The organism is Methylobacterium sp. EM32 (genome assembly GCF_040593685.1).
Taxonomy (GTDB): domain Bacteria; phylum Pseudomonadota; class Alphaproteobacteria; order Rhizobiales; family Beijerinckiaceae; genus Methylobacterium.
The window spans coordinates 17,461-31,981 of sequence record NZ_JBEXZS010000152.1 but is presented as its reverse complement, the minus strand read 5'-3'; the positions used below and the strand labels follow the sequence as shown (position 1 = coordinate 31,981).

Below are 14,521 nucleotides of genomic sequence, written 5' to 3'. Positions count from 1 at the left end.
GTCTCGACCGAAGCGGGATCAGGCTGCGCCATGCCAATGATGAATCACATCGGGACAGCCGGAGCAAACCCAAAACCCGCAAATTTGCCCCGGTTACACTGCCTGATTGCAACGCGATCGGGCCGTGCTCTCGCAGCGGATCGGGCCGTCACGCATCCCCTTCGGCCTCGTGACACACCACGCAGAGCTTGTTGCCGTCGAGATCACGAAAGTAGGCGCCGTAATAGGCCGGATGGTAGTGCGGCCGCAGCCCGGGCGCTCCCTCGCAGGTGCCGCCCGCCGCCAGGGCCAGGGCGTGGCAGCGGTCGACGCTCGCGCGCGTGCGGGCGGTCAGCGCCGTCATGAGCCCGTTGCCCGGATCTGGAGCCTCGCCGTTCCACGGCCGGCCGACGATCACGAGCGGCCGGTCGGCGTCCCGCGGCATCCAGCCGGCCCAGCCGTTCTCCGGCTCGTGGAAACGGAGCTTCAGGCCGAGCTCCTCGAACAGGGCGGCGTAGAACGGGACTGCGCGGGCGAGGTCGGCGGTGCCGAGGCAGACATGCGAGATGACGCTCATGATCGCCGGACCGCTCCCCCGATTGTCGACCTCTGGTGTCAGATCCCGGCGTACATCCGCCCCGGGTTGAACAGGCCGGCGGGGTCGTGTGCGGCCTTGAGGCCGGCGGTGATCCGCATCAGGGGCTCGGACAGGGGCTCGAAGACTGGCACCGCCGCCCGCACGGCATCCGGCGCCCGCACCAACGTCGCGTGGCCGGCGCCGCCGAGGGCCGCCCGCACGTCGGCAGCGCCCGCATCACCCGTCGCGGACGTCGCGAGCCAGACGAGGCCGCCGCCCCAATCGTAGAACCAGCGCGCCGGCCGGGCCGCCGCGATGGCGGCCGCGACCGTGGGGCCGCGGTTCGGTGCGGTCGAGAGGCGCCACACCGCCTCGTCGCCGCCGGTAAACGGCAGCACGTCGCGCACCGTGCGCCACAGGTCCGTCGCGGGCTCGCCCTCCAGCACGTCCGGCTTGCCGACGCGGCGCAGGAGGCGTGTCAGCTCGCCGAGGCGGTAATCGACCGAAGCCGAGAAACCCTCGATGCGCAGGAGCGTGCGCGCCGGTCCGTCCATTCCCTCCGGCAGGTGGGCCGCACCGGTGATCTCGAACGGCGAGCCGAGGGCGAGGCTCATCGCCTCGACGGCGCGGGCATCGTCGAGGCCGGCCAGCACCAGGGTCGCGGTGCGCTCGGGCACGGGGAGCACCTTGAAGGTGACCTCGGTGAGGAAGCCGAGCGTCCCCCAGGAGCCGGCCATCAGCTTCACAAGGTCGAGCCCGGTGACGTTCTTCATCACCCGGCCGCCGGACTTCACCGCCTCGCCGCGCCCGTTGATGAAGCGCACCCCGATCAGGCTGTCGCGGGCGGCGCCCCCGGCGATCCTCCGCGGTCCCGAGATGTTGCCGGCCGCGACTGCCCCGATCGTCGGCGCGCCGGAGGTGCCCAGCAGCACGCGGTGGTCCATCGGCTCGAAGGGCAGCATCTGGCCGCCCTCGGCCAGCCGCGCCTCGACCTCGGCGAGCGGCGTGCCGGCGAGCGCCGCGATGACGAGCTCGGCCGGCTCGTGGAGGGTGATGCCGGTGAGGCCGGCCGCCGAGAGCGTCGCCTCGTCCTGCGCGGGACGGCCGATCCCCGCCCGGGTACCGCCGCCGACGAGCCGCAGCCGCTCGCGCCGCGCCGCCGCCTCGCCGATCAGGGCGGCGGCCTCCGCCTCGCTTCCGGGCTGATAGATGCTCATCGCGGGCTCGCTCGGGCAGGGGCCGCGCCGGATGCGCGGGGATCGGGGCGCGGATCATTGCGGGCAACCGGGGCGGGTTGCAAGCGGGGGGCGACGGCGTCAGGTCAGGTCGATGCCGAACCGGTCGGCCACGTCGCGCAGGAGATCGCCCGTCTCGTCGATCAGCCGTGCCAGTTTATCGGGTGAGGGTGCGGTCGGGACACGGCCTGTGGGCGTAGGATAGCGATAGCTCGTCGCGTATGACGTCAGGCCTTCGATCTTGCGAAAACGCGGCTTGAACCCATTGGCGTCGGGCAGAAGGTCGACCATCAAGTCGATCCGGTGAGCGACATTTCGGTTCGCATGAATGCCTTCGGCGGTGAGAACCGCTTTCACGATCTTTTCCGCAGCTTGGGAGCAGAGGTAGGGCGCATTGCGGGATCGCATGTTTGCGAGAACGCGCGCATCGGCGAGATCGGCTGTCGCGATCCGCAACAGGGCAGTGGTCGCCTTATCGGCTGACATTCAGGCGGATGCCCTCTTGGGCAAGAACATAACCGATCGTGTTCGGCACCCCCCAGACCGCGTCGAGATCGCCCCGTGTCGCCGTCAGCACATCCGCCCGGACCCCGCTGTCGCGCTGGAGCCGCCAGCCGAAGAACGGATCGAGCAAGGCGTCGTCGACATCGTCGGGGAGCACGACGAGGAGGTCCCAGTCGCTGTCGGCCCGCGCCTCGCCCCGGGCGCGGCTTCCGAACAGCCAGATGTCGAGTGGGTCCGCATCGCGGATGATGCGAGAGACGAGCGGCCTCAGAGGCTCCGGGACGTCGGCGCGGCGGGCGATGTCGGTCATGCGATCCTCGTGCCCGATCCTGCGACGGGACCGGGTTAGTCGCAAGCCCCTACTCCGCCGGAACGACCCGGCCGAACCGCGCCAGCACCGCCGTGCGCAGGCCCGCGATGTCGAAGCACCAGACGAGCGCGCCGTAGACGAGGCTGCCAGTGACGATGCAGGCCGGCAGGGCGAGCCAGGGCGAGAGGCCGCGCAAGGGAAGGATCGCCACCGTCATCGCCCCGGTAGCGAGCAGGACGGCGAGCGGGTCGCGCCAGGACATCCGCAGGCGGCCCGGCCCGGTGAGTGCGCGCAGGCCGAGGAACAGCATGGCGGCAATGAAGCCGAGCGATTGCGCGGCGGCGATGCCGTGGGGGCCGTAGGGCCCGGCCAGCGCGAGTGCTGCCACGAGGTTGACGACGGCCCCGATTCCCCCCGCGGCGACGAGGGGCAGGGTGCGGCGGCGGATCTGGAAGATCGGGTTGAGGGCGAAGTTCATCAGCGCCAAAGCGAGGAGGCCCGGCAGCAGCAGCAGCGTGTAGGTCACGAAGTGCCCGCGGAAGGCCTCCGGTACCGCGATCGCCTCCAGCGCCGGGGCCAGCGCCCAGAATCCGGCGGCGCTCGGCAGGATCAGCGCCAGCACCACGGCGCCGTTGCGGGCGACCTGCTCCTCGCCGGCCTCGTGGCCGTGGGTCTCGGCGGCCAGCACGGCGATCTGGAACAGCAGGAGGTCGAGGGCGGCGCCGAGCGTGCTGAAGATCCGGCCGCCGATATCCGCCGCCAGCGAGAAGTAGCCGGCCTCGGCGAAGCCCGCCGCCCCCGCGACCGCCCAGCGGTTGGCGAAGGGCATCAGCTGGTAGACGAGGTTGGCGGCGACGATCGGCAGGCCGTAGCCCATGAACAGCCGGAGCGAGTCCTGGCGTCGCGCCGTCTCGTGGGCGATCGGCGGGTCCGCGAAGGCGCGCCGAACGAGGAGCGCGGCGAGGAACTGGCTCAGGCCCCCGGCGAGCATCACCGCGGCGGCGTCCGCGGTCGCCCAGGCGATGCCGACCATCAGCGGCAGGGTCAGGGCGTTCTTGACGAGGACGAGGCGCAGGTAGAGCCCGCCGACGAAGCGGGCCCGGGCGAGCGCCGCCGCATAGTCGAACAGGCCGAGGCCGATCGCGGCCGCCGCCGCGGCCGCGGCGAGGAGCGCCGGATCGCCGAAGACCGGCCGCCCGGCAAGCGCGAGCAGCGCCGCGCCGAGGAGCCCGACGACGGTCGCGAGATAGGCACGGTCGAGCATGCCCCGGATCCACGGCTCGGCCTGCCGGACGCGCTCGGAGTAGAACCGGGTCGCCGAGAGGCGCAGCCACTCGAACAGCAGCGTGTTGAGCGCCACCGCCCCGGCGGTGCCGAGGGCGAAGCGGCCGAAATCCGCCGGCCCCAGGATCTGCGCGATGAGCAGACCGAGGGCCAGGTTCATGACCGCGTTGACCACGAAGGCCGCGATGACCGCCATTGGGTGAAGTGCTCGTTCGGGGGGCTGGGGGTGTGGTGCGGGTCAGAGACTTCGTGGGAGAAAACGGTGTGAGTATGGAGCGCGGATTCCCTCCTCTCCCCGCGGGCGGGGAGAGGGACGAGCTGCCGTCCAGGCGGCTCGGCGAGCCCGCAGGGCGAGGGTGAGGGGGTGGTGCCGGATGAGCCTCGTCTGGAAGCACCCCCTCACCCTCGCTCCGGCTGCGCCTCCGCTCGCTGCATCCCCTGAACGGGGACGCAGCCCTCTCCCCCGCCCGCGGGGAGAGGAGAAGCCCGCGCTCTGCCCTGACGCGGAACGCGAGACCTACCCCGCCGCCCGCACCGGCCCCGCCTCTCGCCCCTCCCGCCCGGCCACCTCCCGGTACACCCGCTCCAACCCGTCGAGATGGCGCTCCAGGGTCAGGGGATCGGCCCAGAACAGGTCGTAGGCGGCTCGCCCCATCCGCATCGCCGTCGCATCGTTGGACAGATGGCCCATGGCGTCGGCGAGGGAGCGCGGGTCGTTGGAGCGGAACCACAGCCCGCTCTCGCCGTGGCGCACCGCCTCGCGGCCGGCGCAGACGTCGCTGACGAGGACCGGGGTGCCGAGCGCCAGCGCCTCGAGTACCGTGAGGGGCTGGCCCTCGTACCAGACCGACGGGAAGACCAGGGCGCGGGCACCCCGCAGGACCGCCTTCACCTGGTCGGGGCTCTGCCAGCCGAGGAACAGCGCCTCGGGATAGCGTGCCTCCAGTTCGGCCCGGGCCGGTCCGTCCCCGGCGAAGACCGCCCGCATGCCGGCGAGCCGCGCCGCCTCGGCGAAGACCGCCGGGCCCTTCTCGGGCGAGATCCGGCCGACGAACACGAAGTCGCCGGGCGGACCTACCCGGTGGCCCAGCGGCGCGACGTCGACCGGGTTCGGCACGTCGTAGTAGCGCATCGCCTCGGGCAGGTAAGGCGCCAGCACCTCCCGCTGCAGCCGGCTGATGGTGATCATCGCGTCGATGCCATCGACGAGGCCGGTACGGCGCATCAGTTCGTGGCGGGCGACGCGCATCAGCTTGCGCGGATAGGTGCGCGAGTCGCAATTATGCGCCAGGCAGGCCGGCCCGTTCGGAATCCGGTGGCAGGCGGCGGCGACCGGGTAATCGTAGAAGCCGCCATTCGGGCAGGCGAGGTAGTATTCGTGCGCGGTGTAGACCACCGGCGCGGCCGTGTTCCGCAGCACCGGCCCGATCGAGGGCGAGAGGGCCTTCGCCCAGGCATGGACGTGGACCACCGTGTCGCGCGGATCGGACTCGGCGATGAGGCCGCGCAACTCGGCCGCGGCGGGCCCGTTCCACAGCCATTGCACGCCGAAGCGCGCCAGCGAGCGCGCCTGCGTCACGTCGGTCTGGCCCAGCAGCACCGTGCGCACCCCGGCCTCGGCCAGGCGCGGATCGGCCGGGCCGACGGCGGCGAACAGCACCACCTCGTGGCCGCGGCGGGCGAGCCCGATCGCGCTCTCGAGCGAGACCTTGGCCTGGCCGCCGTTGATGTAGGCGTGGTCGGCGACGAGAAGGATTCTCACGCCCGTCCTCCGCAAGGCGGGCCGGCACCATCGTGCAGCATCGGTCGGGCTCCCTTCGGGCGTGGCGGATCCGGGCCCGACGATGGATCCGACCCCTTAGGAATCGCCTAAGCGCCGTAGAGGCGTCGGCCTTGCGCTGCGCCCCTCCCCAGGCCATTCGGCTCACGACCATGCGCGCCCCCTCCCCCGCCTCCGCGATCCTGCTCGCCGCCCTCGGCATCGGGCTCCTCTCGCTGATGGATGCCACCATCAAGGGCCTGTCCGATCGCTACGGCGTCACCGGCATCGCCTTCGCCCGCTACCTCGTCGGCACCCTCGTCATGGCGGGCGTGCTCGCCGTGTTGCGCCCCGGCTGGCCCTCGGACGAGACCTGGCGCGCCAACGGCCTGCGGGCGGTGCTGGTGGTCGTGACGGCGCTCTGCTTCTTCCATGGCCTGTCGGTGCTGCCGCTCGCCGAGGCGCTGGCGCTGTCTTTCTTAAGCCCGATCTTCATCGCGCTGTTCGCCGCCTTGCTCCTGCGCGAGAGGGTGCGGCCGCCGGTCTGGGCCGGGCTCGTTGTCGGCTTTGCCGGGGTCGGGATCGTGGTGGCGGGGCAGGTCGGCACCGCGGCGCCGCGGGCGGCTGGCTCCGCCTGGGGCATCGCGGCGATCCTCGCCTCGGCGCTGACCTACGCGCTCTCGATGGTGCTGCTCCGCGCCCGCGCCCGGCACGACCCGGTGGTGACCATCGTGGCGATCCAGAATGCCGGCCCGGCCGCGATGCTGGCCGCGCCCGCGGTCTGGACGTGGAGCCCGGTCGCGGCGCCCGACTGGGCGCTCCTCGTCCTCGTCGGCGTGCTCGGCGTCGCCGGCCACCTCGTGCTCAGCCGCGCCTATGCCAGGGCCGAGGCCTCGCGCCTCGCCGCAATGGAATACACCGCCCTCCTCTGGGCGATCGGCCTCGGCTACGTCGCCTTCGGCGAAGTGCCGGGGGTGGCGACGCTGGCGGGCGCGGGGCTGATCCTGGCCGGGTCGGCGCTGGCGGCGCGGCGGTGAGCGGGGCTGCGAGGCCCGGCTTGGTCTCCGTGCTACTTGCGGGCGATGACGTAGGCGAAGCTCGTGAAGGTGCGCCAGTCGCGTTGCCGCGCGACGTGGGTGAACGCCGCGTCAACCTGCTTGAGGACAGGAATCTTCCAGAAGTAGCTGTAGCCGTAGAACGGCAGCACGACGACCTCCCGGAAGCCGATCTCCCGCAACAGCGGTACGATCGCCGTCTCGTTGCCACGGCACAGATTGTAGTAGGCCGGAAACTTGGGATTGTCGCCATCGTCGCGGCGATCGGGAAAGAGTGTGTGCAGCACCGCCCGCGACAGCCGCTCGGGCATCAATTCATTGATGACGAAGGGCGGGGCGAACAGGGTCGGGAAGAAGCTCAACGCCGCGCCGCCCGGCTTCAGAAGGCCATGCACGTTGCGCCACATCTGCGGCACATCATGCACATGTTCCATCACCATCCGGCAATAGGCAAAATCGAACTGTTCGCTCCCGACGACATCAGGGGTCGAGGGCGAAGCGATGTCGCAGCAGAGCTTGGAAAACTCAGGGGGAGCGAGATCGAGTTCCGTCTGCGACAGATCGTTGATCGTCACGCGGATGTCATGCTCGTTCAACTCGGCGGGGTTGAACAGGGGATCGCGACCACCCCCAATCTCCAGGTGCTGCCGCAGGCCGTAGGCCTTCGACATCGCCAGGATCATGCTCTTGTAGTTGTCCCAACTCCAGTTCCAGTCCGAGGTGTAGCCGAGCGTGTCGGCAATCTCGCGGATCGACCGAGCCGGCAGCGGCACCGATCCGGCCTCGAAGTCCACGACAGAACGAGGAAAATTCACGGACATGTCCTTCCGTCGGTCGGTTGAGCAATCTTCGAACGCTTGCGACCATGGATGCAATGATTTGAAAAAAAATAAACGGCGCGACGCTCAAGATGTTGCGAATCTGTATTTAAACTTATTTTTGAAGTTTTCCTTAAGTCATAGTGAACAGACCATTGAAAAATTTCCGGGTGCTCGTTCAGGTCGCGCAGCTGGGGCGGGGCCGGACGAGATCCGGCCCCGGCTTGTCAGGCGGTCAAGGGCAGCGCCTTGTTGCGACTGAACGAGATGCGGTCGGTAATCGGCGATGTCGCATTGCCTTGATCCGCAGACCCCGCCACGCGCTCGTAGGGCTTAGGCAGAAATCCCGCCGAGGTGTGGGTGTCGAAGCTCGGAGAATAGACTGGGACGACCGATCCTCCGGACGATCCGATGATGATGTTCTCGGCGATCTCCGCGTATCCTCGGTCATCATCCTCGTTGTAGCCGATGCCGATCTGGCACTGCTTCATGATGTTGCCGAGCGCCAGGACCGAGACGATGTTCTGGTCGCGGCGCTGCTGCGTGCTGGGATCGTATGTTCCCAGCGGATGCACGACCACACCTTGGCTCTGGCAGTTTTCCACCACGTTGTTCGCCACGACGATGTCGGCCCCGGCTGCGATGACTCCGGCAGCGTAGGAGGTGATCGTGTAGCGCTGAGCCGGATTCCTGTCGGGAGTTGCCCATTCGTCATACGTATTGAACGTTGAATCGGTGATGGAATTACCCGTCACCGTGACGCGACGCCCCGAGTAGTTCGGGTTGACGACAGAGATGCCGTTTCCCACCGTCGACAAGATGTTTCCCTGCACCACGACGCCCGTATAGCCGTACTGGCTGGAATCGGGAGCCTCGACGAAGATTGCCGTCTCGCGCGTGTTCGATATGTTGTTACCGATGATCTGCGAATTCGTGCACACATTGAAACGTATCCCGGAATATTTCACGCCCGAGATGACGTTGTTGGAGACGATGATATTATGAGCTTCGTATCCGATGATCGCGTTGCCGAACTGGCCGGAGCCTCCGGTGTCGTTGTCGACGCCGAAGATGCGGTTACCGGTAATCACCGTTCCATCGAAATTCGGGTTGGGCTGCCACAGATTGATGCCGTTGTCTTTGCTGTCGCGAATATAATTTTTATCGATGACGAGACCCACCGACCCGGCAGCCGAGATCGCGGTCCGACAATCGTAGAACTCGTTACCTGAGATACGGCCGGCGACGGCGCTTAGATAAATCCCGGAATCCCGGGATCGGCCGAAGAAGCAACCTTCGATGACCAGTCGGTCGACGTTCCGGGCACGAATGAAGCTTGTCCGATCGCCAGTCGGAAAGTCGGCATTGTTGCCGTCGAAGTTGCAGCCCTCGATGGTCACGTCGGAGATGCGCGTGCCGGACTGCGACGATTCCACGGTGATCATGACCGCCGTCGATCCACTCGACTGGATGATGACGGTGCCACCGATCCCACGGATATGGATGCTGTCGCTGATGTAAATTTCCGAGGCGTCATACGTCCCCGGCAAGATCACGAGTGATTTCTTATTTCCTATCGCCAGATTGATAGCCGACTCGAGCGTATCGCCACCTGCATCGCTCGAAAGAACAATAGCTTCCGCATCGATATTGATCTTTGGCATAGGATGTGCCTCGTCCGAGTCGGAGAGTTCACTTCCGACCCCGGCTTCATCAATGATTCGAAAAATTCGGTCAATGAGCAGTTATAAGCCATACCTAAACAAATCTTCAAAAATCAAGTTTAATTTCATTTTCAGATGAGCAAAATATACCATTTCAGGACGTTTAATGATAAAATTTTATAGATTGATATATTTAATTATATTTTGTCGTCTTTCGAAGGTAGGCCGTCAGACGAGCATTCTGAACGGCGGCTCCGCTCAGAACCACCCCCTCAGCTTAAAGTAGATCGCCGGCACCAGCGCGCTCGCGGCAATGACGGCGAGCCCGAACGGATAGCCCCAGGCCCAGTCCAGCTCCGGCATGTGCTTGAAGTTCATGCCGTAGACCGAGGCCATCAGGGTCGGCGGGATGCCGATCACCGAGACGACCGTGAGCACCCGGAAGGTGTTGTTCTGCTCCATGTTGATCAGGCCGAGCGTCGCGTCGAGCAGGAACTGCACCGTCTCGGACAGGCGCGTCTCGAACTCGTCGAGGGAGGCGACGTCGAGGCGCAGGCTCTCGAAACGGGCCTTCTCCTCGGGCTTCAGCCAGCCCTCCCCCTCGCCGGCGACGAAGGGCAGGATGCGGCCGAGGCCGAGCAGCGCGGCACGCAGCTTCGCCAGCGCCTTGCCGCGCCGGCCGATGGCGCGCAGCAGCCGCCGCAGGGCGAGATCACGGCGCTTCGGCGCCGACCCTTCGCGCCGACCGTTGCCGTTGGCGCTGGTGTCGAAGGTGAAGATCCGGGTCGAGAGGGAATCGAGCTCGTCACTCATCGTCTCGAGGGTGTCGGCCAGGCGGTCGATCAACTCCTCGTGGAGCGCCAGGAAGGTCTCGACGCTGGAGGCAGGCCCGTCCCGCTCGGCCTGGCGCGCCTTGACCGTGTCGAAGGCGGAGAGCGGCTGGAACCGGACGGTGAGCAGGCGCTCGGGCGTCAGCACGAAGCCGAGGGGGCGGAGCGTCAGGTCGTCGTCGCGGAACGAGACCATCGGGGTGCTCAGGTAGAACGCGTCCTTGCGCCGGTTGAGGCGGCGCGAGTTCTGCACCTCGCTCAACGCCGCGCGGGAGGGCACCTTGAGCCCGGTCGCGGCCTCGGCGAGGGCCGTCTCGGCCTCGCTCGGATCGTCGAGGTCGAGCCAGGTGCCGTGGGCCGGCAGCGGCGCGGCCGCGCAGGCCTGCCCCTCGGCGACGACCCCCTCGGAGCCGTGCAGCGTGATCATGAGAGGGGGAGCTCCTGCTCGACGGGTTCGATGGTCCCTCGCCCGTCCATTGTGCCGCGCAAGCCACACGCCAGCGCCTTGACTCGTCCGCGCGGCCCGATTATCTCCCCACCAGCCTTAGCACTCACCTCACGAGAGTGCTAATGCCCCGGTTGGAAGGCGGCTTCGGCGCCAGCACCAACCGCAATGCGTTCTGCGAAGCAAGAGGGCAGCACATGCAATTCCGTCCGCTGCACGACCGTGTCGTCGTCCGTCGCATCGAGAGCGAGGAGAAGACCAAGGGCGGCATCATCATCCCGGACACCGCCAAGGAGAAGCCGCAAGAGGGCGAGATCGTCGCCGTCGGCCCCGGCGCCCGCGACGAGTCCGGCAAGCTGAACCCCCTCGACGTCAAGGCCGGCGACCGCGTCCTGTTCGGCAAGTGGTCGGGCACCGAGGTCAAGATCGACGGCAAGGACCTCCTCATCATGAAGGAGTCCGACATCATGGGCGTGCTGGCGTAACCGCCACCCCCTGAGACGCCCTGCGAGCCCGACGGCGGCGCCCCTTCCCGGGAGCTGACGCCGGACGGCTGTCCCCTGCAACACCGATCCAAAGTGAGGAATCACCATGGCAGCGAAAGACGTTCGTTTCGCCTCCGACGCCCGCGAGAAGATGCTGCGCGGCGTGGACATCCTGGCGGATGCCGTGAAGGTCACGCTCGGCCCGAAGGGCCGCAACGTCGTGATCGAGAAGAGCTTCGGCGCGCCCCGGATCACCAAGGACGGCGTGACCGTCGCCAAGGAGATCGAGCTCGCCGACAAGTTCGAGAACATGGGCGCCCAGATGGTGCGCGAAGTGGCCTCGAAGACCAACGACATCGCGGGTGACGGCACCACCACCGCGACCGTGCTGGCCCAGGCGATCGTCCGCGAGGGCGCCAAGTACGTCGCCGCCGGCATGAACCCGATGGACCTGAAGCGCGGCATCGACCTCGCCACCCAGGCCGCCGTGAAGGACATCCAGAGCCGCGCCAAGAAGGTGTCGGCCTCGGAGGAGATCGCCCAGGTCGGCACGATCTCGGCCAACGGCGACAAGGACATCGGCGAGATGATCGCCCATGCCATGCAGAAGGTCGGCAACGAGGGCGTGATCACGGTCGAGGAGGCGAAGACCGCCGAGACCGAGCTCGACGTCGTCGAGGGCATGCAGTTCGACCGCGGCTACCTCTCCCCGTACTTCATTACGAATGCGGAGAAGATGATCGCCGAGCTCGAGGATCCCTACATCCTCATCCACGAGAAGAAGCTGTCGTCGCTCCAGGCGATGCTGCCGGTGCTCGAGGCCGTCGTCCAGACCGGCAAGCCGCTGCTGATCGTCGCCGAGGACATCGAGGGCGAGGCGCTCGCCACCCTCGTGGTCAACAAGCTGCGCGGCGGCCTGAAGGTCGCGGCCGTGAAGGCGCCGGGCTTCGGTGACCGTCGCAAGGCCATGCTCGAGGACATCGCGATCCTGACCCAGGGTCAGATGATCGCCGAGGACCTCGGCATCAAGCTCGAGAACGTGACCCTCCCGATGCTCGGCCGCGCCAAGCGCGTCCGCATCGAGAAGGAGAACACCACGATCATCGACGGCGCCGGCGAGAAGGCCGACATCGAGGCCCGCGTCCAGCAGATCAAGGCGCAGATCGAGGAGACCACCTCGGACTACGACCGCGAGAAGCTCCAGGAGCGTCTGGCCAAGCTCGCGGGCGGCGTCGCGGTGATCCGCGTCGGCGGCGCGACCGAGGTCGAGGTCAAGGAGAAGAAGGACCGCGTCGACGACGCTCTCCACGCCACCCGCGCGGCGGTCGAGGAAGGCATCGTTCCCGGCGGCGGCACCGCGCTCCTGCGCGCCAAGAAGGCCGTGGCCTCGCTGTCGAGCGACAACGCCGACGTCCAGGCCGGTATCAAGATCGTCCTGAAGGCCCTTGAGGCCCCGATCCGCCAGATCGCCAGCAACGCCGGCGTCGAGGGCTCGATCGTGGTCGGCAAGATCGGCGACAAGGGCGACTCGGAGACCTACGGCTTCAACGCCCAGACCGAAGAGTACGTCGACATGATCCAGGCCGGCATCGTCGACCCGGCCAAGGTCGTGCGCACCGCCCTGCAGGACGCCGCCTCGGTGGCCGGCCTGCTGGTGACGACCGAGGCGATGGTCGCCGACGCGCCGAAGAAGGACAGCCCTGCTCCGGCGATGCCGGGCGGCGGCATGGGCGGCATGGACTTCTAAGTCCAGCCGACCAGTCTTGAGAGACGGGAGGGGTCGCCGCGAGGCGGCCCCTTTTCCGTTGGGGCGACCCACGACGCGCTTGCAGACGCGAAGCCTTCATCGCAAATATGACCATTGTGGTCATAAGAGGATGCGATGCGCGAGATTCAGCTTCGGGATGCCAAGGCGACTCTGTCCGCCGTCATCGACGATGCCGTCCGCGGCGAGCCGAGCGTCATCACCCGTCATGGTAAACCGGAGGCGGTCGTACTGTCCTTCGCGGATTGGCAGCGTCTCGCGACGGTCCCAAACTTCGGCAGGCTTCTCGCATCGTCGGGGCTGCGCGACGGCGACCTGCCGGAGCGCGACCGGACCCCGCTGCGCGATTTCGATGTCTGATGTACCTGCTCGACACCAACATCCTGTCCCAGGGGGCGCCAACGAAGGAGATAGATCTCGCCTTCGCCGACATCGCCGACTGGCTGGAGGCTTCGGCGGAGCACCTGTGGCTCTCGGTCGTGACGGTCGCCGAGGTGACGGCCGGGATCGAGCGGTCGATGATCCGGGGGGAATCGCGCAAGGCGGCACGGCTGCGGGACTGGCTCGACGTCGTGGAACACCTTTACGGCCCCCGCATCTTGCCGCTCGACCGTGAAGTGGCCCGCCTGACCGGCATCCTCTCGGCACGTGCGCAGATGCGTGGAGCCTCGCCGGGCTTCGCGGACGCCGCTATCGCGGCGACGGCCGAACTGCGCGGCTTATGCGTCGTGACGCGCAACGCGAAGGACTTCGCGCCGATGGGCGTCGCCTTCGTCAACCCGTACGAGGCTGGCCTGCCACCGATTCCTGGCTGATCATGAGCTCCACTTCGGGATCTGGCGTTCCCTGCATGGTGAGGGCGGTTTCGCCGAAAGCCGCAACGGCACTCCCGCTCGCTACCCCGGGCTCGCTGCCGACCCCGCCAGTAATCCACCATCCAGATTCAGTTCCGCCCCCGTCATGTAGGTCGCCTCATCCGAGGCCAGCATCGCCGCCACCGCCGCGACCTCCTCAGGCGTGCCGAAGCGCTTGAGCGGGGTGTCGGCGACGAGCGCCGCCATCCGCGCCTCGCGCTCCGCCCCCTCCCCCAGCATCGGCTCCCAGATCGGCGTCAGGATCGCCCCCGGATGGAGTTGCAGCGGATCGCCCAGCCCTGCTGCGCGCAGTAGAGCGCGACCGTCTTGGTGTGGTTGTGGATCGCGGCCTTCGACGAGGCGTAGGCCGCGGCGGCCGGGATGCCGACCAAACCTGAGCGCGAGGAGACGTTGATGATCGATCCTTGGACGATCGAACCTTGGCCCCGCGCCTTCATCGCCCGGATCGCGTACCGGCAGCCGAGGAAGGTGCCGTCGAGGTTGACGCGATGGACCGCCCGCCAATCCTTGAGGCTCGCATGTTCGGGATCATGGGGAACCGGACCGGTCTCGAATCCGGTGATGCCGGCATTGTTCACCACCACGTCGGCGGCCGGGACGGCGTCAGCCAAAAGCTGCCAGTCCTCCTCCCGGCCGACATCCAGGCGGATGAACCGCGCGCCGATCTCGGAGGCGGTCGCAGCACCCGCCATCTCGTCGATGTCGATGACGACGACCTCGCCGCCCTCCTCCCGGAAGCGGGCGGCGATGGCGCGCCCGATGCCGCGAGCGGCGCCGGTGACGATGCAGGTCTTCCCGGTCAGCCTTTGCATGATCGCCTCGCACACGAGAGGAAGCCCTTCCGCTGTTCCACCTTCTGCTACTCTCGACCTCATCCTGAGGTGCCGGCCGATCGAAGATCGGTTGGCCTCGAAGGAGGGCTCCAGAACTCCCGGC

14 protein-coding genes and 1 pseudogene are annotated in these 14,521 nt (G+C 67.7%); 5 read left to right on the top strand and 10 right to left on the bottom strand.

Annotated features, from left to right (window positions below; all coding sequences use genetic code 11):
* Window positions 1-148: 148 nt before the first annotated feature.
* The 6 genes from ABZT49_RS20855 to ABZT49_RS20830 form a co-directional block, all read right to left on the bottom strand.
* The gene (locus tag ABZT49_RS20855) at window positions 149-556 is read right to left on the bottom strand and encodes a VOC family protein (RefSeq protein ID WP_355288616.1); all 408 of its coding nucleotides are present in this window, start codon (window positions 554-556) and stop codon (window positions 149-151) included.
* 38 nt (window positions 557-594) lie between these two features.
* Window positions 595-1,773: an FAD-binding protein gene (locus ABZT49_RS20850; protein ID WP_355288614.1), complete on the bottom strand. Its 1,179-nt coding sequence runs from the start codon at window positions 1,771-1,773 to the stop codon at window positions 595-597.
* Window positions 1,774-1,872: 99 nt separating this feature from the next.
* A complete protein-coding gene (locus ABZT49_RS20845; RefSeq protein ID WP_355288612.1) occupies window positions 1,873-2,277 on the bottom strand; it encodes a HEPN domain-containing protein in 405 nt (134 codons plus the stop codon).
* Window positions 2,264-2,605 (bottom strand): nucleotidyltransferase domain-containing protein, encoded by a 342-nt coding sequence (locus ABZT49_RS20840; RefSeq protein ID WP_355288610.1) that lies wholly within the window; start codon window positions 2,603-2,605, stop codon window positions 2,264-2,266. Before ABZT49_RS20840 ends, ABZT49_RS20845 begins: the two co-directional genes overlap by 14 nt.
* Before the next feature lie 49 nt (window positions 2,606-2,654).
* On the bottom strand, window positions 2,655-4,085 hold the full coding sequence (locus tag ABZT49_RS20835) for a polysaccharide biosynthesis C-terminal domain-containing protein (RefSeq protein WP_355288608.1): 1,431 nt from the start codon (window positions 4,083-4,085) through the stop codon (window positions 2,655-2,657).
* Between the two features lie 321 nt (window positions 4,086-4,406).
* Window positions 4,407-5,651 (bottom strand): glycosyltransferase family 4 protein, encoded by a 1,245-nt coding sequence (locus ABZT49_RS20830; RefSeq protein ID WP_355288607.1) that lies wholly within the window; start codon window positions 5,649-5,651, stop codon window positions 4,407-4,409.
* Between the two features lie 170 nt (window positions 5,652-5,821).
* Between ABZT49_RS20830 and ABZT49_RS20825 the strand changes: the two genes are divergently transcribed.
* The gene (locus ABZT49_RS20825; protein ID WP_355288605.1) at window positions 5,822-6,685 is read left to right on the top strand and encodes a DMT family transporter; all 864 of its coding nucleotides are present in this window, start codon (window positions 5,822-5,824) and stop codon (window positions 6,683-6,685) included.
* Between the two features lie 32 nt (window positions 6,686-6,717).
* Here ABZT49_RS20825 and ABZT49_RS20820 read toward each other — a convergent pair whose 3' ends face one another.
* The 3 genes from ABZT49_RS20820 to ABZT49_RS20810 form a co-directional block, all read right to left on the bottom strand.
* Complete coding sequence (locus ABZT49_RS20820) at window positions 6,718-7,524, bottom strand: class I SAM-dependent methyltransferase (protein ID WP_407943537.1); 807 nt, start codon at window positions 7,522-7,524, stop codon at window positions 6,718-6,720.
* Between the two features lie 224 nt (window positions 7,525-7,748).
* Window positions 7,749-9,185: a TIGR03808 family TAT-translocated repetitive protein gene (locus ABZT49_RS20815; protein ID WP_355288602.1), complete on the bottom strand. Its 1,437-nt coding sequence runs from the start codon at window positions 9,183-9,185 to the stop codon at window positions 7,749-7,751.
* Between the two features lie 258 nt (window positions 9,186-9,443).
* On the bottom strand, window positions 9,444-10,442 hold the full coding sequence (locus tag ABZT49_RS20810) for a CorA family divalent cation transporter (RefSeq protein WP_355288600.1): 999 nt from the start codon (window positions 10,440-10,442) through the stop codon (window positions 9,444-9,446).
* 215 nt (window positions 10,443-10,657) lie between these two features.
* On the opposite strand from ABZT49_RS20810, the gene groES reads away from it, so the two are divergent.
* The 4 genes from groES (at window position 10,658) to ABZT49_RS20790 (ending at window position 13,525) form a co-directional block, all read left to right on the top strand.
* Window positions 10,658-10,945 (top strand): co-chaperone GroES, encoded by a 288-nt coding sequence (gene groES / locus ABZT49_RS20805; protein WP_048433003.1) that lies wholly within the window; start codon window positions 10,658-10,660, stop codon window positions 10,943-10,945.
* Between the two features lie 106 nt (window positions 10,946-11,051).
* Complete coding sequence (gene groL, locus ABZT49_RS20800) at window positions 11,052-12,692, top strand: chaperonin GroEL (protein ID WP_355288598.1); 1,641 nt, start codon at window positions 11,052-11,054, stop codon at window positions 12,690-12,692.
* A gap of 135 nt (window positions 12,693-12,827) precedes the next feature.
* Window positions 12,828-13,070, top strand: a complete 243-nt coding sequence (locus ABZT49_RS20795; protein WP_355288596.1) for a type II toxin-antitoxin system Phd/YefM family antitoxin — start codon at window positions 12,828-12,830, stop codon at window positions 13,068-13,070.
* Window positions 13,070-13,525 (top strand): PIN domain-containing protein, encoded by a 456-nt coding sequence (locus ABZT49_RS20790; protein ID WP_355288595.1) that lies wholly within the window; start codon window positions 13,070-13,072, stop codon window positions 13,523-13,525. The genes ABZT49_RS20795 and ABZT49_RS20790 overlap by 1 nt, the downstream gene beginning before the upstream one ends.
* A gap of 81 nt (window positions 13,526-13,606) precedes the next feature.
* Here the strand turns inward: ABZT49_RS20790 and ABZT49_RS20785 are convergent.
* Window positions 13,607-14,397: pseudogene (locus ABZT49_RS20785) on the bottom strand (SDR family oxidoreductase).
* Between the last annotated feature and the right edge of the window lie 124 nt (window positions 14,398-14,521).